The sequence below is a fragment of the Mesorhizobium sp. C395A genome (assembly GCF_030323205.1).
Classification (GTDB): domain Bacteria; phylum Pseudomonadota; class Alphaproteobacteria; order Rhizobiales; family Rhizobiaceae; genus Mesorhizobium.
This window is the reverse complement of record NZ_CP100473.1, coordinates 1,368,354-1,384,827: the sequence shown is the minus strand read 5'-3', so window position 1 is coordinate 1,384,827 and position 16,474 is coordinate 1,368,354. Positions and strand designations below refer to the sequence as shown.

Here is a 16,474-nt window from a genome sequence, read left to right as displayed (position 1 = left end):
CGGACGCGCGGATCTCCGGATCGGAGACCATCATGACACCGCAAAGCGCCCGCCCCTTCATCGACCTCCACGCGCCCGTGGCCGAGGCGCTCGCCGCTGGCCGCCCCGTCGTGGCGCTGGAAAGCACCATCATCACCCATGGCATGCCTTACCCCGACAATGGCGCCATGGCCGCCAATGTCGAAAAGATCATCCTGGACAATGGCGCGGTGCCGGCGACGATCGCCGTGGTCGCCGGCCGCATCAAGATCGGACTGTCCGACGGCGAGCGCGAGTCGCTGGCCATGACCGGCGATGCCATGAAGCTGTCGCGCGCCGACCTCGGCTTTGCGGTGGCGCAAGGCCGCACCGGCGGCACCACGGTCGCCGCCACCATGATCGCCGCTGACATGGTCGGGATAAAGGTGTTCGCCACCGGCGGCATTGGCGGCGTCCACAAGGGCGCGGAAAAGAGCTTCGACATCTCGGCCGATCTCGACGAGTTGGCGCGCACGCCGGTCATCGTCGTCTCGGCCGGCGCCAAGGCGATCCTCGACATCGAAAAGACGCTGGAAGTGCTGGAGACGCGCGGCGTGCCGGTGATTGGCCATGGCTGCGAGACGATGCCGGCCTTCTGGTCGCGGCATTCGCCGTTCCGCGCGCCGCTGACCCTGCACAGACCGGAAGAGATCGCGCATTTCTACAAGACCAGGGCGGCACTTGGCCTGGTCGGCGGCATGCTGATCGCCAACCCGGTGCCGCAGGACGATGAAATCCCGGCCGACGAGATGGCCGGCTATATCGAGGCCGCGCAGAAGGCGGCGGAAGTGCAGAATGTGACCGGAAAGGCGGTGACGCCGTTCCTGTTGGGCAAAATCCTCGAACTGACCGGCGGCCGGAGCTTGAAGACCAACATCGCGCTGGTCGAGAACAATGCGCGGTTGGCGGCGAGGATTGCGAAGGCGCTGTAGGATCGCCTACGTCGGCGGGACAGCACCCCCCTCTGGCCTGCCGGCCATCTCCCCCGCAAGGAGGGAGATTAACAGCTTAGCCGCAGGCTCCCATTTTCAACGTTGGTGATTGGCGAAGGCCAATGTGACAACTGATCTCCCCCCTTGCGGGGGAGATGTCCGGCAGGACAGTGGGGGGCTGGAAGAAACGCGGCGGTCCCGGTTCACTTCCCCGCCCGCCGCCCCGCCTCATAGGCCCGGCGCGCCCACACAACCATCTCGTCGGGATCGTCAAAAGCACTGTCGGGAATGCTCCAGTACGGCATCGCGACCAGCTTGCCGTGGCGGGTGCCGGTATAGGTCCATTGCTTGCAGCCGGCGGCTTCGAAGTCGGGCGCGCTTTGCTCGTCAGCTTTGAGCAGCAATTCGCCGCGCAGCACGATAGCGACGATGACGCCGTCGAAATAGATACCCTTGCCGCCGAACAGTTTTCGGATACTGACCGGGCCGAGGCCTTCGAACAGTTCTTCGATGCGTTCATTGTCCATGCCGCAATCATGTCACCGGGCTTGCCATGGCTGCAACCAAAAACCATGCTGGCAAGTTGAGAGCCATCCGTCGGAGTTCTGTCATGCCGCTGCTGCTCAAGGGATCCTGCCGCTGCGATGCCGTCCATTTCGAGGTGGAGAGCAACACGCCGGTGCCGTTCATGCTGTGCTACTGCTCGATCTGCCGCAAGCAGCAGGGCGGCGGCGGCTTCGCCATCAATCTCGGCGCCGATTACAAGACGCTGAAAATCAAGGGCAAGCGCAATCTCGGCGTCTACCAGGCCGAGATCGCGGACGACGAGCATCCAAAGTGTGAGATTTCGACGGGCGAGCGCAATTTCTGCAAGAAGTGCGGTTCGGCGCTCTGGCTCTACGATCCGACATGGCCGGAGCTGGTCCACCCGTTCGCCTCGGCAATCGACAGCGAGCTGCCGAAGCCGCCGGAGAAGGTGCATCTGATGTTGAAATACAAGGCGAGCTGGGTCGAGCCGGTGATCGGCAAAAAGGACAAGGCGTTCGACGTCTATCCCGAGGAATCGATCGCCGACTGGCACAAGCGGACGAAGATGTGGGTGAAGTGAGGACTCGGAGCGCGACTTCCGATGGTTAGCGCTGCCCCTCACCCGGCCCTTCGGGCCGTTCGTCATTCGAAAAGCCAAGCAATTGGCTTTTCGCCCGCTGCGCGGACCATTCCTCACCTCCCCGTGAACGGGGCGAAGGAAAGATCAGGCGGAAGCGCGCGCTTCAGCCAGCGCCTTCAGGTCGGCGGGCTTCAGTTCGACGGATTCGCCGCAGCCGCAGGCCGAACTCTGGTTCGGGTTGTGGAAGGTGAAGCCGGTGCGCAGCGTCGTCTGCTCGAAATCCATCTCGGTGCCGAACAGGAAAAGCGCAGCCTCGGGCGCGACATAGACATGCGCGCCGTCGCGTTCGATATGGTCGTCCTTGGTGTTGGGCTCGGTCACCAGGTCCACCGTATATTCCATGCCGGCGCAACCGCCCTTCTTGATGCCGAGGCGAATGCCATGCGCATTGTCGCGCGTGGCGACGATCTCGCGCACCCGGTCGGCTGCCTTTTCGGTCATCGTGATGACGGCGAAGCGTCCCATTCTTTTTCCTCTTCCATTCCATGCAGGTTCAAGGCCTGCCGAATGATTCCTCACCTAAAATGGTGAAGTTTTACCACTGGTGCAAGTGCACCAACCTCAGTCAACCTAGTACCAGCCCACCGCCACCTGCGCCTCTTCCGACATGCGGTCGGGCGACCAGGGCGGGTCGAAGGTCATGTTGACCTCGACGCCGGAGACGCCTTCGACGGCGCCGACGGCGTTTTCCACCCAGCCGGGCATTTCGCCGGCCACCGGACAGCCGGGCGCGGTCAGCGTCATGTCGATCTTGACCGCGCGGTTGTCCTCGATGTCGATCTTGTAGATGAGGCCGAGCTCATAGATGTCGGCCGGGATTTCCGGGTCATAGACCGTCTTCAGCGCCGAGACGATGTCGTCGGTCAGCCGCGCCAGCTCGTCGGCGGGAATTGCCGAGGCGGAAACCAGCGGATTGACGGCCGCTTCCGGCGCGGTGGTGTGGCTCGCATCATCCATAGTCGTCATCCAAAGAACCTGTCACCCGAAGAACTTGCGCGCTTTTTCCAGCGCATCGGCCAAAGCGTCGACTTCGGCCCTGGTATTATACATGCCGAACGATGCCCTGCATGTGGAGGTTACGCCAAAGCGTTTCAACAGCGGCTGGGCGCAATGGGTGCCCGCGCGGACGGCAACACCTTGCCTGTCTATCACCATCGACACGTCATGGGCATGAATGCCCTGCAATTCGAAGGAAATGATGGCGCCCTTGTCCGGCGCGTCGCCGAAGATGCGCAGCGAGTTGATGGCGCGCAGCCGCTCGTGCGCGTAGGTCATGAGGTCGGCCTCGTGCGCGGCGATGCGCTCGCGGCCGATCTTTTCCATGTATTCCAATGCTGCACCCAGCCCGATCGCCTGGACGATCGGCGGCGTGCCGGCCTCGAAGCGGTGCGGCGGCTCGTTGTAGGTGACGACGTCTTCCGTCACTTCCTCGATCATCTCGCCGCCGCCCATGAAAGGGCGCATGGCCGAGAGACTATCCTTCTTGCCATAAAGCACGCCGATGCCGGACGGCCCGTAAACCTTGTGACCGGTGAAGACGAAGAAATCGCAGTCGAGGTCCTGGACGTCGATCGGCATGTGCACGGCGCTCTGGCTGCCGTCGACAAGTACGGGAATGCCGCGCGAATGCGCGACGCCCACGATCTCCTTGATCGGCGTCACCGTGCCCAGCGCGTTCGACATATGCGTGATGGCGACGAGCTTGGTCTTGTCGGTCAGGCGCTTTTCGAATTCCTCGATGCGGAAGATGCCGAGATCGTCGACCGGCACCCAGACCAGCTTGGCGCCCTGCCGCTCCCGGATGAAATGCCACGGCACGATGTTGGAGTGGTGCTCCATGATCGACAGAACGATCTCGTCGCCCGCGCCGATATTGGGCATGCCATAGCCGTAAGCGACGGTGTTGATCGCCGCGGTCGTGTTCGAGGTGAATACGATGTTGTCGGTGCTTGGCGCGTTGAGGAAGCGGCGCACCGTCTCGCGCGCCTTCTCGTAGGCGTCGGTCGCGGCATTGGACAGGAAATGCAGGCCGCGATGGACGTTGGCGTATTCCTGGGAATAGGCGTGCTGGATCGTATCCAGCACCACCTGCGGCTTCTGTGCCGAGGCGCCATTGTCGAGATAGACCAGCGGTTTGCCGTAGACTTCGCGCGACAGGATCGGGAAGTCGCGGCGGATCGCCTCGACGTCGTATGGGGTTGTTTCGATCTTCTGGTCCATTACAAGCTCTCTTGAGGCACCGCCTCACTTCGTCACGCACCCCTCACCCGACCGAGCTTCGCTCGGCCACCGCCCGGGGCGAGTCACTTGCCTCGCCCGTCCTTCGGACCCACAAGGGGAGAAGGGGAGGCGCTACCCATGCGCCACGAACCAGTCGTCCAGCCTTGTTTCCAGGGCCTCGACGATGGTTTCGTCGTCCAGTTCCTCGATCACTTCGGCGACGAACGCCTTGACCAGCAGGCCACGGGCGCTCTTCTCGTCGATGCCGCGAGCCATCAGGTAGAACAGATGGTTGTGGTCGATCTCGGTAACGGTCGCGCCGTGGCCGCAGATGACGTCGTCGGCGAAGATTTCCAGCTCCGGCTTGGTCGAGAACTCGCCATCATCCGACAAAAGCAGCGTGTTGCAGGCCATCTTGGCGTTGGTCTTCTGCGCGTATTGGTGGACGTTGATGCGGCCCTGGAAGACGCCGCGCGCCTTGCCGGTCACGACATTGCGGATCACTTCCGTCGATGTCGTATGCGGCACGGCATGGTCGAGCACCATTGTCACGTCGGTGTGGGTGTCGCCGGCCAGAAGGTTGATGCCGCGCAATTTGAAGTCGGCGCCTTCGCCCGTGGTCTTCACCACGATCTCCTGGCGCACAAGCTTGCCCCCGGCATTCATGAAGAACAGCGTCAGCTTCGAATTCTTGCCGAGATGCGCCTTGAACTGCGCCAGATGGGTGGCCGTTTCCGGCTGTTCCTGGATGATCAGCCAGGTCACCTCGGCGCCCTCGCCCAACACCAGCTGGCTGACGGAGCTGGCCAGAGCCGCGCCCTCGCCCGCCTGACGCTCGACGATCGCAGCCTTGGCGCCGGCGCCGACACGCACGGGAAAGCGCACATGGGTCTGTCCGCCGGCTTGCACGTTCTGCAATTCGATCGGCTTTTCCAGTGCTGCGCCATCGGCGATGTCGACGAAATAGCCGTCGGCGACGAAAGCAGTGTTCAGCGCGCCAATGGTGTCATCGCTGCCATAGGGGTCGAGGCCGGGCGCAATCGAGCCATCGGTCAGCTTTTCCGACAGGCGCTGGACGGTCACGCCTTCGATGGCAGGGAATTTCGCACTCGAGACGCCGTTCAGAACCGCCAGCACGGCGGAACCTTCGACGATGGGAGCCAGCCCCTTGGCGGCGGCCGTCGGATCGAACGCCGGCACCGCGGCCAACAGCCGGCGCAGGTCAGTGTAATGCCAGGATTCGATGCGCCGCGTCGGCAGGCCGTGCTTGATCGCCTCGATGGCGTCGTCGCGCTTCAGCATCACCGCACCGTCGCCCGGCAGCAGCGACAGCCGCTCGCCGAAAGCGTCGATCAGCGCCGTTTCGGCCTGGGTGCGCTGGGGTGTCGAATGCATGTTCATAAGCTTGGCCCTGTCTTTTGGTACAAAATGACCTGGCGTCTCACGCGGCTTCGCCGATCACGCCGGCATAGCCATTGGCTTCGAGATCGAGCGCCAGCGACTTGTCGCCGGACTTGATCACCTGGCCCTTGTATAGGACGTGCACGCTATCGGGCACGATGTGCTCGAGCAGGCGCTGGTAGTGGGTGATGACGATGATGGCACGGTCGGGCGAACGCAGCGCGTTGACGCCGTCCGAGACGATCTTCAGCGCATCGATGTCTAGGCCTGAATCGGTCTCGTCGAGCACGCAGAGCTTTGGCTCCAGCAGCTTCATCTGCAGGATCTCGGCCCGCTTCTTCTCGCCGCCGGAAAAGCCGACATTGAGCGGCCGCTTCAGCATCGCCATGTCCATCGAGAGCGAGGCTGCCGCCTCTTTCACCCGCTTCAAAAATTCCGGAATTTTTAGCGGCTCCTCGCCGCGCGCCTTGCGCTGCTCGTTCATCGCCACCTTCAGGAACTCCATGGTCGCGACACCAGGTATCTCCATCGGATACTGGAAGGCGAGGAAGATGCCCGCGGTGGCGCGCTCGGCCGGATCCATTTCGAGGATCGACTGGCCATTATAGAGGATATCGCCTTCGGTGACCTCATAGTCCTCGCGGCCGGCGAGGATATAGGACAGCGTCGATTTGCCCGAGCCGTTCGGGCCCATGATGGCGGCGACCTCGCCGTTTTTCACCGTCAGGTTCAGGCCGCGGATGATCTCGGTGCCGTCATCGACGATGCGGGCATGCAGATTCTTGATCTCAAGCATTTTTTCTTTCCTGGATATATATATTGTCCGGTCAGCCGACCGAGCCCTCGAGGCTGATGCCGATAAGCTTCTGCGCTTCGACCGCGAACTCCATCGGCAGCTGCTGGATAACATCCTTGACGAAGCCGTTGACGATCAGCGCGATCGCCTCTTCCTCGGGAATGCCGCGCTGCATGACGTAGAATTTCTGGTCCTCGGAAATCTTCGACGTCGTCGCTTCGTGCTCGAACTGCGCCGTCGAATTCTTGGCTTCCATGTAGGGCACGGTGTGGGCGCCGCACTGGTCGCCGATCAGGAGACTATCGCAATTGGTGAAGTTGCGGGCGTTGGTCGCCTTGCGATGCGCCGAGACCTGGCCGCGATAGGTGTTCTGCGAGAAGCCGGCGGCAATGCCCTTGGAGATGATGCGGCTCGACGTGTTCTTGCCGAGATGGATCATCTTGGTGCCGCTGTCGACCTGCTGATAGCCGTTCGACACGGCGATCGAATAGAACTCGCCGGAGGAATCGTCGCCACGCAGGATGCAGCTGGGATATTTCCAGGTGATCGCCGAACCGGTCTCGACCTGTGTCCACGAGATCTTCGAACGGTGGCCGCGGCAGTCGCCGCGCTTGGTGACGAAATTGTAGATGCCGCCCTTGCCCTCGGCATCGCCGGGGTACCAGTTCTGCACCGTCGAATATTTGATCTCGGCATCGTCGAGCGCCACCAGTTCGACGACGGCGGCATGCAGCTGGTTCTCGTCGCGCTGCGGCGCCGTGCAGCCTTCGAGATAGGAGACGTAAGCCCCCTCCTCGGCGATGATCAGCGTGCGCTCGAACTGGCCGGTGTTCTTCTCGTTCATGCGGAAATAGGTCGACAGCTCCATCGGGCAGCGCACGCCCTTGGGCACGAAGACGAACGAGCCGTCGGTGAAGACAGCCGAATTCAGTGTGGCGTAGAAATTGTCGGATGTCGGCACGACCGAGCCGAGATATTTCTGCACCAACTCCGGATGCTCGCGGATGGCCTCCGAGATCGAGCAGAAGATGACGCCGGCCTGCGCCAGCTCCTTCTTGAACGTGGTGACGACGGAAACGGAATCGAACACCGCGTCCACCGCGACACGGCCCGATTTGTAGACGTTGTCGCTGGGCTCCTCGAGATCGGACGCGTCGGTCTTCTGCACGCCAGCGAGGATTTCTTGTTCCCGCAGCGGAATGCCGAGCTTCTCGTAGACCTTCAACAGCTCGGGATCGACGTCGCTCAGCGAGGTCGGGCCGGGCGTGCTCTTGGGCGCCGCGTAGTAATAGAGGTCCTGAAAATCGATCTTCGGATAATGGACGCGCGCCCAGGTCGGCTCTTCCAGCGTCAGCCAGCGCCGATATGCTTCCAGACGCCATTCCAGCATCCAGGACGGTTCATCCTTCTTGGCCGAGATGAAGCGAATAATGTCTTCGCTCAGGCCCTTGGGGGCCTTGTCCATCGCGATCTCTGTCTGGAATCCGTATTTGTACTGGTCGACGTCGATCTTTCGGACCCGATCGATCGTGTCCTGCACAGCAGGCATAAGCGTTCTCCATCCACGCCGGGGTCAAGGCCCGACAGTTTTCAAACTATGGCATCGCCAGGGCTGCCCATGAGGCGCAGAAGGCGGCGTAAGTTTCATATAGTGCGTCTCGGCCGGGAATTCACCCGGCCACTTGCAAACGCACGGCTCTACCAGGCCGCGAGGGCCTGAATTCTTTGTCGCCGCCTCAGGCGGCTTGTTCCCTGCCCGCCCGGCGCTGGGCAATACCGGCCAGCGCAGCACGGAACAGTTCGATATCCCCGGCACTCGTTGCGTGGCCGATGGACACGCGCAAAGCGCCGAGGCTGTCGCCGTAACCCATGGCTTTCAGCACATGGCTCGGCCCGACCTTGCCCGACGAACAGGCCGATCCCGCCGACAGCGCCACGCCAGCCAGATCGAACGCGATCTGCGCCGTCTCGGCCTTGATGCCGGGAATAGCGAAGAATGTCGTATTGGCAAGCCTTGGCGCGCCGGTTCCGAAGATTTCTGCGTCCGGCACCAGCGTTTTGAGTGTTTTCTCGACCTCGCCGCGGCGTTGCGCGATCGCTTCGACGTCTTTCAGTCCAGCCAAAGCCTGCCGCGCCGCGGCGCCAAAGCCGGCGATGGCCGCCAGGTTTTCGGTGCCGCCGCGATGGCCCTTTTCCTGGCCGCCGCCATTGATCAGCGGCTTCGGCATCATCAGATCGGCTGCCGCAACGACGGCGCCGACACCCTTGGGGCCGCCGATCTTGTGCGAAGACAGAATCAAATAGTCGGCGTAAGCCGCTGACATATCGATGGGAACACGGCCCGCAGCCTGCACCGCGTCGACCACCAGAATGCCGCCCGCCGCCTTGACGATCGCGGCGATGGCTTCAATGGGCTGGATGACGCCGGTCTCGTTGTTGGCCGCATGGATCGCGACCAACGGCAGGCCTTCGGCCTTGTCATGCGCGGCCAGAGCGGCTGTCAGATGAGCGAGCACAGCGATACCATCGGCGTCGACGCCGATCCGCGAAACCTGTGTTGCCGGGAAGCGGCCGCCGTTCAACAGGCAAGGGTGGTCGGCCTCGCAGACATAGAGCTGGCTCATGCGCACCGTGCCACGGCCCATCCGCCAATCCGGCGTCAGCAGCGTCGATGCGGCTTCCGTCGCGCCCGAGGTGAAGACGACATGCTCGGCCTTGGCGCCGACAAGTGCTGCCACATCGCGCCGGGCAGTGTCGATCAGGCGCCGCGCCGCGCGCCCCTCGGCATGCACCGACGACGGATTGGCGACGAGATCGAGCGCGGCAATCATCGCCTCGCGCGCCTCGGCAATGAGCGGCGCGCTGGCATTGTAGTCGAGATAGGCGCGTGCTGCGGCCATTTTCACCCAATCGATCCCGTCAAGACCCTTTCCGCAAGGATAGCGCGTTATTTCCTTGAAATTGCAAGGCAAGACGTCCTATTTACGCGGCTTGCGGCGAGGATGGCCGGGCCGTCACGGCTGGCTATCCAGTTTTGAACAATTCTAAACTAGCTTCTAAGAAGACGCTTGCCCTGCGTCAAGGCCCGGAAGGGCTGGGGCTGGAGTAAGAATTGTTCCGGGCGCCGCGCATTCGTATGCCATTTGGAGTATTTCATGCCTGAGGTCATTTTCACCGGTCCGGCCGGCCGCCTGGAGGGCCGCTACCAGCCTTCCAAGGAAAAGAGCGCGCCGATTGCCATCGTGTTGCATCCGCACCCGCAATTCGGCGGCACGATGAACAACAAGATCGTCTATGACCTCTTCTACATGTTCCAGAAGCGCGATTTCACCACGCTTCGCTTCAACTTCCGCGGCATCGGCCGCAGCCAGGGCGAATTCGACCACGGCACCGGCGAATTGTCGGATGCCGCCGCAGCGCTCGACTGGGTGCAGTCGCTGCATCCGGATTCCAAGAGCTGCTGGGTGGCCGGTTATTCCTTCGGCTCCTGGATCGGCATGCAGCTTCTGATGCGCCGGCCCGAGATCGAGGGCTTCATCTCGATCGCGCCGCAGCCAAACACCTATGATTTCTCGTTCCTGGCGCCCTGCCCGTCATCGGGTCTGATCATCCATGGCGATGCCGACAAAGTGGCGCCGCCCAAGGATGTGCAGGGCCTGGTCGACAAGCTGCACACGCAAAAGGGCATCACCATCACGCAGAAGACCTTGCCAGGCGCCAACCACTTCTTCGCCAACGACGCCGATCTGCTGCTCGAGGAATGCGCCGACTATCTCGACCGACGGCTGGCCGGCGAATTGTCCGATCCGCGGCCGAAGCGGCTGCGCTAAGAGCAATTCCAGGAAAAGTGTAAACGGGTTTTCCGTCCGGAATTGCGTCAAAACAAAAACTCCCGGTCCGATGCCGTCACAGTCGTGCCCATCATGGGCGCGACAATGCCATTTCGGCTGATCCAAACGGTGAAGCCAGCCTGACATGTGGCGCGGCTCGGCTGAACGGTGCACAATGCCGGTTCAGCCAGCGCAAGAAGGCATGACCGATCATGTACCAGCCTCCCCATTTCCAGGAAACGCGGCCGGACGTCCTGCACGGGCTGATCCGGACGCATCCGCTGGGGTTGCTGATCTCCAACGGCGCCGATGGCCCGGTCGCCAATGCCATTCCCTTCCTGCTTGATGCAGAGGTTGGGCCGAATGGCCGGCTGCGCGCCCATCTGGCCAGGGCCAACCCGCAATGGCGTCAGCTGGCCGACAATCCGACATCGCCGGTGCTGGTCGTCTTCCAGGGCGCCGACGCCTATGTGACGCCGTCCTGGTACGAGACCAAGCGCGAGACCGGCAAGGTCGTGCCGACCTGGAACTACGCCATTGTCCAGGTGCGAGGAACCGTCAGAGTGATCGAGGATTCCGCCTGGATCGCACAGCAGATCACCGAGCTGACGCTGTCGCAGGAAGGCGCCCGCGAGGCACCCTGGGCGGTGACCGATGCGCCGCCTACCTTCATCCAGTCGCAAATCAAGGGCATTGTCGGGCTTGAGATCGAGATCGCCGAAATCAGCGGCAAGTGGAAAGTCAGCCAGAACCGGCCTGTCGCCGACCGCGTCGGTGTCGCCGAAGGGCTGGAGAAGGAAGCCGCCGGCGCGCCCGACATGGCTCGGCTGGTGCGGAGTTGGGGCGGCATCGACAGCTAGCTGGGGTGGTCTTAGATGGTTCCAAAGGCGTCAGCAATTCAGTTGCCTGCCGGCGCTGCTCCAATGCCGAAATTCGTCTGTCTCGGCGCATCGTTTTGGTTTGGTTTGCGAGCCCGACGGAATAGGCGGAACGTAGTTTTTGCCACCGGCAACCCCGACGCCGTGTAGCGGAAGATACATCCCAGCCGGCCAAGCACCATCGCGCAGACGATGGCAACAGCACAGCCAAGGCCGAATCCGGCGACAGTGTCGCTCGGGTAGTGCGCGCCGATAAAGATCCGGGTCGATGCGACCGACAAGGTTGCTGCCAGCAGCACCCATCTGCGCTGGGGCAACAACAGCAGTGCAATGCCGAAAATGACGCCCATGGTCGTGGCATGGCCGGACGGGAAGCTGGCAAAGCGCGCCTCCAAGGAAAAAGGATGCAGCGACAGATCGCCGAGCTTGTCGAAATTCATCGGCCTGGCTCTGCCCACGCCATATTTCAGCACGTTGACGACCATGGCCGAGAGTGCGATCGAACCCAGCACCATGAAAGCAAAGCAGGTCCAGTTGTAGAAGGTCATCCGCGCGCGCCGGGAAAGGCTGCGCCAATCCGTCAGATTCGCGGCAATCAGCACCAGTACCGACGGGACAAGATACCAGCCGCCTAGGCCGAAGAAGGTAAAAAACTCGGCGATGCGGAAGACATTGGTCGAGCCTGAAGCCCACTGCCTCGCCATGGTCCCTCCAAGATGGTCGAAACGGAGCGACACCGCGATCGTCAGCAAAAGCCAGGCCACAACCCAGACCGACCACAGGATTTTCGGGTAGCGCGCCGGGCGCGTCGCCAGGCGATGCCGTACAATCCCGAAGGTATCGCGGAAATTAGCGACAGACTGCCGGAGCATGGCAGGCAAAGCGGCACGCGCCGGCGATGGCGACTTCATCAACATGCGGAGCTCGGCGCGATCATTGAAGAGCTATCAGTTCGCCACACGGTACAGGCCGAGCGACAATTTATCACCTGACGAATAGTTGATGCCGTCGATCTCGGCGACGCGGCTGGCCTTCTTGCCTTGCCCTGCCAGCAGGTCATCCAGCCGTTTTTCATCGCCGACCGGCGCCAGGCCCAGCGCGCAGGCCGGATCGCCAAGCAGATGTTGCGCAACCCCGTCGACATCGGTCAGTACCGTCTTTGTGCCCACCAGAAATACCAGGCTCGGTTCGTGATATTGCGCGGAGGCGAGCACGCTCATCTCACAGGGACGATCGGCGCGAACCGCCGCCTCGATTTCCCGACTCATCCAAATCGGTTTCAGTGACGGCACGATGACACCGAACAGCAGGGCGTAGGTTATACCGGCGCAAACCGCAGCCCCGCCGATGCGGACCAGCGGCACCAGCGTGTGGCGCGAAACAGCGAGGTAGCCGGCGCCCAATGCTGCCGCGGCGGCCGGAACGCTCCACCATAAAAATGTCTTCATGAGATAGATCGGCGCACCGACGCAAAGCACGGCGAGACCGACGGTCACCAGAACGGTGCCGAATGCGGTCGCCCACCACAGCCATGTCTGCCAGCGCCTGAGCGGCGCATTTGCCTCTTGCGGCGTCAGCGTCAAAAGCCAGCCGATGAGCAGGGCCATGCCGGGATAGGCCGGCAGCACATAATGCGGCAGTTTCGTCGAGATCAATTCGAAGACGAGCCAGAACGGAACGTACCAGGCGAGGCAGAAACGCAGGCGCGGATCGTCGCGCAATCGGTTGAGCGCCTGCAGTCCGGCGCCGAGCGCCACAAGGCCGAACGGCCACATGAACAGGCAATAGGTCAGCATGTAGAAGCCCGGCGGAACGCCGTGCGACTCCTCGCCTTGCGCGACCTTGCCGAGCATATCCTTGCCGACGGCCTGCTGCAGGAAGGCGCCGTTGCTCTTCCAGGTGATGAGGGCGAGCCAAGGCAGCACGATCAACTGCACCAGAATCAGCCCACGCCCGGCTTTCAGCCTCGCCAGCCAGCGCCAGTCGCGCTCGAAAGCAACCAGCGTGAGCACCGTCAGCGCCGACAGCAGCGGTGCAATCGGCCCCTTGATGAGGATCGCCGCGCCCTGCGCAGCCCAGAAAATCCACGGCAGATGGCCGGCGACAGGCTCGTCGCGGCGCGATGCCAGATAAATCTGCGCCAGCGCGCCTTGCGCCAGAACGCAGCAGGCAAGCAGCATCGCGTCGGTCTTGGCGTCACGGCCTTCGAAGGCGGTGGCGAAAATCGCCGCCATGACCAGGCCGGCGGCAAGACCGGCATTGGCGCCGAACAGATTGGCCCCGGTCCAGGCGATTGCGACGACGGCGATGGCGATGCCCAGCGCCGAGATCAGCCGGTAAATCCAGATCGGCGCCTGTGCCCCCTCGCCGCTCAGCGTGACCGCCGCCGATTGCAGCCAGTAGATGCCGATCGGCTTTTGGTAGCGCGACGCGTCCTGGAAGCGGATGTCGACATAGTCGCCGGTCTCCGTCATCTGCTTGGTCGCCTGGACGAAGCGCGGCTCGTCGCGGTCGAGCGGCGGCAAAGAGGCCAGTCCCGACGCCGTCATCATCAGGCTGAACAGGAAGAGAAAGATGTAGTTCCTGCTCATTTCGACACCGGACAGACTGGTCAACACCGGACAGACTGGATTTGGCGGGACTGGTGGCTCAGTCGACCTTGGTCATCGCCGCCTTGCGCTCATTGGCGATGAGCCATAAATTTCTGACATAGATCACCATGCCCATGGCCTGGCCGGCGATGAACACCGGATCCTCACGCTGGATGGCGTAGACGAGCAGCAGCCCGCCGCCGAACAGCGAGAAGAACCAGAAAGCGATCGGCACGACGCTGCGCTTGGCCTTTTCCGAAGCGATCCACTGCACCAGGAAGCGCATGGTGAAGAAGAACTGGGCAACGAAGCCGAGCAGAACCCAGGCGTCGAACTGCTTGACGAAAACCTGGTGCAGCCAGGTCGCCAATTCCTGAAACACGTTAGCCATGCGTGATTTCCTCTACCTTTGGCATTCTGCGGCGCCGGCGCCGAAGCCACCAGACGCCGGCGAGATCGAGCGCGCCCTGCAGGCCGCGATCGAAGATGCCGTAATTCGACTTGCCGTGGCGGCGCGAGCGGTCGACGACGTCGCAATGGACGACGCGGTAGCCTTCCTGGATGACCAGGGCCGGAACGAAACGATGCGTGCCGTCGAAGAAGGGCAGTTTGCGTAGGATATCGGTGTGGATCGCCTTCAGGCCGCAGCCGGTGTCGCGGGTGTCGTCATGCAGGATCGCGCCGCGCAGCCAGTTGGCGAAACGCGATGCCAATTGCTTGATCTTGCTGTCGCGGCGCTTCAATCGCTGCCCCTGCGCGGCGCCGAAATCGGGCCCTGCCCGACGCAGCGCATCGACCAGCACGGGGATATATTGCGGGTCGTTCTGGCCGTCGCCGTCGATGGTGGCGACGATCGAGCCGCGCGCCGCCCAAGCGCCCGAGCGCACCGAAAGCGACTGGCCGGCGGATTTTTCGTGCCGCAGCTGGCGAAGCGGAAACGGACGTTTGGCGGCTTCAGCGGCAAGCACCGAAGCGGTGTCGTCAGTCGAACCGTCATTGACGACGATGATTTCGAAATCGCGCCCGGTCATCGCCGCCTCGATCTCGTCGATCAGCAGCGGCAGGTTCGCCGCCTCGTTGCGGCAGGGAATGACGATGGATATCAATGCGTCCGGCATATCGCGTCGGGCTCTGTCACAAGATATGGCATTCGGTGGATGCCGTGCGGTGCCGTTCCAGCGGATCGAACCCGTTGGCGCGGCGCCTCATTACGCCAGCCGACAGGATGAAGCAAGCATGCGCGGCAGTGCAGAATAGGCTGTCCATGCCGGCGCAAAATCGGAAACCACTTTTGCTTGACGCGCTTGGATGCTAAACGCCCGCGTTCAGGCCATGCCGGGCCGTTCGGACCCGGCGCTTTCAGGAAGAAACAATGTCCGCCTTCAAGTCCGATTTCCTGCGCGTCATGAGCGAGCGCGGCTTCATCCACCAGATTTCGGATGAGACCGGGCTGGATCAACTTTTCGCGAAGGAAACCGTGACCGCCTATGTCGGCTACGACGCCACGGCGACCAGCCTGCACATCGGCAATCTGATATCGGCGACCATGCTCTACTGGATGCAGGAGACCGGACACCGGCCGATCGCACTGATGGGCGGCGGCACCTCGATGATCGGCGACCCGTCCTTCCGCGACGACCAGCGCAGCCTTTTGACGCCCGGAGCGATCGCCACCAACATCGAAGGCATCAAGCGCATTTTTGGCCGCATCCTGCGCTTCGGCGACACCGGCAACGACGCCATCATGGTCAACAATGCCGACTGGCTGATGAAGCTCAACTATGTCGAGTTCCTGCGCGATGTCGGCCGCCACTTTTCGGTCAACCGGATGCTGACCTTCGACAGCGTCAGGCTGCGGCTCGAGCGCGAACAGTCGCTGTCCTTCCTCGAATTCAACTACATGATCCTGCAGGGCTATGATTTCGTCGAGCTCAGCCGCCGCCACGACTGCCGGCTGCAGATGGGCGGTTCGGACCAGTGGGGCAACATCATCAACGGCGTCGATCTCGGCCACCGCATGGGCACGCCGCAGCTTTATGCGCTGACCACGCCGCTGCTGACGACATCGTCGGGCGCCAAGATGGGCAAATCGGCCAAGGGCGCGGTGTGGCTGAACGGCGATCTCTTCTCGCCCTATGATTTCTGGCAGTACTGGCGCAACACCGAGGATGCCGACGTCGAGCGCTTCCTGAAGATCTTCACCCGGCTGCCGCTGTCGGAGATCGCGCGGCTGGCAGCCCTTGGCGGCTCGGAGATCAACGAGGCCAAGAAGGTGCTGGCCACCGAAACCACGGCCATCGTGCACGGCCGCGAGGCGGCGCTCGCCGCCGAGGAAACCGCGCGCAAGACGTTCGAGGAAGGCGTGACGGCCGAAACCCTGCCGAGCGTCGAGGTGGATGGCGCGGCGCTGGAAGCTGGCATCGGCATCCTGTCGCTGCTGGTCAGCGGGGGCCTTGCCGGGTCCAACGGCGAGGCAAGGCGTCACATACAGGGTGGCGCCGTGCGCCTCAATGACCAGCCGGTTTCGGACGACCGGCGGATGGTGACACCTCAGGATTTGAGTCCGGAAAACGTCGCAAAGCTTTCAGTGGGCAAGAAAAAACACGTTCTGGTGCGGCCGGTCTGAGCCGTCTTCTGGGA

The 16,474-nt window shown here is 62.6% G+C and carries 17 protein-coding genes; 5 read left to right on the top strand and 12 right to left on the bottom strand.

What is annotated here, in order from left to right; genetic code table 11:
- Positions 1-32: 32 nt before the first annotated feature.
- Positions 33-950 carry a pseudouridine-5'-phosphate glycosidase gene (locus tag NLY37_RS06850; RefSeq protein ID WP_023726931.1) on the top strand — a complete coding sequence of 306 codons (918 nt, stop codon included), beginning with the start codon at positions 33-35 and terminating at the stop codon, positions 948-950.
- Positions 951-1,153: 203 nt separating this feature from the next.
- Here NLY37_RS06850 and NLY37_RS06845 read toward each other — a convergent pair whose 3' ends face one another.
- Positions 1,154-1,477 carry a TfoX/Sxy family protein gene (locus NLY37_RS06845; protein WP_023724213.1) on the bottom strand — a complete coding sequence of 108 codons (324 nt, stop codon included), beginning with the start codon at positions 1,475-1,477 and terminating at the stop codon, positions 1,154-1,156.
- Between the two features lie 83 nt (positions 1,478-1,560).
- On the opposite strand from NLY37_RS06845, the gene NLY37_RS06840 reads away from it, so the two are divergent.
- Positions 1,561-2,058 carry a GFA family protein gene (locus NLY37_RS06840; RefSeq protein WP_023743146.1) on the top strand — a complete coding sequence of 166 codons (498 nt, stop codon included), beginning with the start codon at positions 1,561-1,563 and terminating at the stop codon, positions 2,056-2,058.
- Between the two features lie 144 nt (positions 2,059-2,202).
- On the opposite strand, the gene sufA is transcribed toward NLY37_RS06840, so the two are convergent.
- From sufA to NLY37_RS06805, 7 genes are all read right to left on the bottom strand, one after another.
- Positions 2,203-2,583 carry a Fe-S cluster assembly scaffold SufA gene (gene sufA / locus NLY37_RS06835; RefSeq protein ID WP_013532156.1) on the bottom strand — a complete coding sequence of 127 codons (381 nt, stop codon included), beginning with the start codon at positions 2,581-2,583 and terminating at the stop codon, positions 2,203-2,205.
- Positions 2,584-2,688: 105 nt separating this feature from the next.
- The gene (locus NLY37_RS06830; RefSeq protein ID WP_023669122.1) at positions 2,689-3,075 is read right to left on the bottom strand and encodes an SUF system Fe-S cluster assembly protein; all 387 of its coding nucleotides are present in this window, start codon (positions 3,073-3,075) and stop codon (positions 2,689-2,691) included.
- Between the two features lie 21 nt (positions 3,076-3,096).
- Positions 3,097-4,338 carry a cysteine desulfurase gene (locus NLY37_RS06825; RefSeq protein ID WP_023743147.1) on the bottom strand — a complete coding sequence of 414 codons (1,242 nt, stop codon included), beginning with the start codon at positions 4,336-4,338 and terminating at the stop codon, positions 3,097-3,099.
- Positions 4,339-4,470: 132 nt separating this feature from the next.
- Entirely contained in the window at positions 4,471-5,739 is a 1,269-nt protein-coding gene (gene sufD / locus NLY37_RS06820) for a Fe-S cluster assembly protein SufD (RefSeq protein WP_023743148.1), read from the bottom strand.
- A 40-nt stretch (positions 5,740-5,779) separates the two neighbouring features.
- The gene (sufC, locus tag NLY37_RS06815) at positions 5,780-6,535 is read right to left on the bottom strand and encodes a Fe-S cluster assembly ATPase SufC (protein WP_023684862.1); all 756 of its coding nucleotides are present in this window, start codon (positions 6,533-6,535) and stop codon (positions 5,780-5,782) included.
- Positions 6,536-6,566: 31 nt separating this feature from the next.
- Positions 6,567-8,084 (bottom strand): Fe-S cluster assembly protein SufB, encoded by a 1,518-nt coding sequence (sufB, locus tag NLY37_RS06810; RefSeq protein ID WP_023743149.1) that lies wholly within the window; start codon positions 8,082-8,084, stop codon positions 6,567-6,569.
- Between the two features lie 187 nt (positions 8,085-8,271).
- On the bottom strand, positions 8,272-9,435 hold the full coding sequence (locus tag NLY37_RS06805) for a cysteine desulfurase family protein (RefSeq protein WP_023690212.1): 1,164 nt from the start codon (positions 9,433-9,435) through the stop codon (positions 8,272-8,274).
- A 255-nt stretch (positions 9,436-9,690) separates the two neighbouring features.
- Here NLY37_RS06805 and NLY37_RS06800 point away from each other — a divergent pair, with 255 nt between their 5' ends.
- Positions 9,691-10,365 carry an alpha/beta hydrolase gene (locus NLY37_RS06800; RefSeq protein WP_023669128.1) on the top strand — a complete coding sequence of 225 codons (675 nt, stop codon included), beginning with the start codon at positions 9,691-9,693 and terminating at the stop codon, positions 10,363-10,365.
- Positions 10,366-10,577: 212 nt separating this feature from the next.
- Positions 10,578-11,225, top strand: coding sequence for an FMN-binding negative transcriptional regulator (locus NLY37_RS06795; protein WP_023743150.1), 648 nt, complete (start codon positions 10,578-10,580; stop codon positions 11,223-11,225).
- A gap of 38 nt (positions 11,226-11,263) precedes the next feature.
- Here NLY37_RS06795 and NLY37_RS06790 read toward each other — a convergent pair whose 3' ends face one another.
- The 4 genes from NLY37_RS06790 to NLY37_RS06775 all read right to left on the bottom strand — a co-directional run bounded on the left by NLY37_RS06790 (position 11,264) and on the right by NLY37_RS06775 (position 14,952).
- Positions 11,264-11,995 (bottom strand): phosphatase PAP2 family protein, encoded by a 732-nt coding sequence (locus NLY37_RS06790; RefSeq protein WP_245271018.1) that lies wholly within the window; start codon positions 11,993-11,995, stop codon positions 11,264-11,266.
- 195 nt (positions 11,996-12,190) lie between these two features.
- The gene (locus tag NLY37_RS06785; RefSeq protein WP_023743152.1) at positions 12,191-13,834 is read right to left on the bottom strand and encodes an ArnT family glycosyltransferase; all 1,644 of its coding nucleotides are present in this window, start codon (positions 13,832-13,834) and stop codon (positions 12,191-12,193) included.
- 58 nt (positions 13,835-13,892) lie between these two features.
- The gene (locus NLY37_RS06780; protein WP_023669132.1) at positions 13,893-14,225 is read right to left on the bottom strand and encodes a lipid-A-disaccharide synthase N-terminal domain-containing protein; all 333 of its coding nucleotides are present in this window, start codon (positions 14,223-14,225) and stop codon (positions 13,893-13,895) included.
- A complete protein-coding gene (locus NLY37_RS06775; protein WP_023739402.1) occupies positions 14,218-14,952 on the bottom strand; it encodes a glycosyltransferase family 2 protein in 735 nt (244 codons plus the stop codon). Before NLY37_RS06775 ends, NLY37_RS06780 begins: the two co-directional genes overlap by 8 nt.
- A gap of 254 nt (positions 14,953-15,206) precedes the next feature.
- Between NLY37_RS06775 and tyrS the strand changes: the two genes are divergently transcribed.
- The gene (gene tyrS / locus NLY37_RS06770; RefSeq protein WP_023743153.1) at positions 15,207-16,460 is read left to right on the top strand and encodes a tyrosine--tRNA ligase; all 1,254 of its coding nucleotides are present in this window, start codon (positions 15,207-15,209) and stop codon (positions 16,458-16,460) included.
- Positions 16,461-16,474: the final 14 nt, after the last annotated feature.

Coding starts and splice junctions, on each gene's coding strand:
- NLY37_RS06780 (WP_023669132.1), bottom strand. CDS start 14,225: ATGGCTAACGTGTTTCAGGAATTGGCGACCTGGCTGCACCAGGTTTTC.
- NLY37_RS06825 (WP_023743147.1), bottom strand. CDS start 4,338: ATGGACCAGAAGATCGAAACAACCCCATACGACGTCGAGGCGATCCGC.
- NLY37_RS06845 (WP_023724213.1), bottom strand. CDS start 1,477: ATGGACAATGAACGCATCGAAGAACTGTTCGAAGGCCTCGGCCCGGTC.
- NLY37_RS06785 (WP_023743152.1), bottom strand. CDS start 13,834: ATGAGCAGGAACTACATCTTTCTCTTCCTGTTCAGCCTGATGATGACG.
- NLY37_RS06775 (WP_023739402.1), bottom strand. CDS start 14,952: ATGCCGGACGCATTGATATCCATCGTCATTCCCTGCCGCAACGAGGCG.
- sufD (WP_023743148.1), bottom strand. CDS start 5,739: ATGAACATGCATTCGACACCCCAGCGCACCCAGGCCGAAACGGCGCTG.
- tyrS (WP_023743153.1), top strand. CDS start 15,207: ATGTCCGCCTTCAAGTCCGATTTCCTGCGCGTCATGAGCGAGCGCGGC.
- sufC (WP_023684862.1), bottom strand. CDS start 6,535: ATGCTTGAGATCAAGAATCTGCATGCCCGCATCGTCGATGACGGCACC.
- NLY37_RS06800 (WP_023669128.1), top strand. CDS start 9,691: ATGCCTGAGGTCATTTTCACCGGTCCGGCCGGCCGCCTGGAGGGCCGC.
- sufA (WP_013532156.1), bottom strand. CDS start 2,583: ATGGGACGCTTCGCCGTCATCACGATGACCGAAAAGGCAGCCGACCGG.
- sufB (WP_023743149.1), bottom strand. CDS start 8,084: ATGCCTGCTGTGCAGGACACGATCGATCGGGTCCGAAAGATCGACGTC.
- NLY37_RS06805 (WP_023690212.1), bottom strand. CDS start 9,435: ATGGCCGCAGCACGCGCCTATCTCGACTACAATGCCAGCGCGCCGCTC.
- NLY37_RS06830 (WP_023669122.1), bottom strand. CDS start 3,075: ATGGATGATGCGAGCCACACCACCGCGCCGGAAGCGGCCGTCAATCCG.
- NLY37_RS06840 (WP_023743146.1), top strand. CDS start 1,561: ATGCCGCTGCTGCTCAAGGGATCCTGCCGCTGCGATGCCGTCCATTTC.
- NLY37_RS06795 (WP_023743150.1), top strand. CDS start 10,578: ATGTACCAGCCTCCCCATTTCCAGGAAACGCGGCCGGACGTCCTGCAC.
- NLY37_RS06850 (WP_023726931.1), top strand. CDS start 33: ATGACACCGCAAAGCGCCCGCCCCTTCATCGACCTCCACGCGCCCGTG.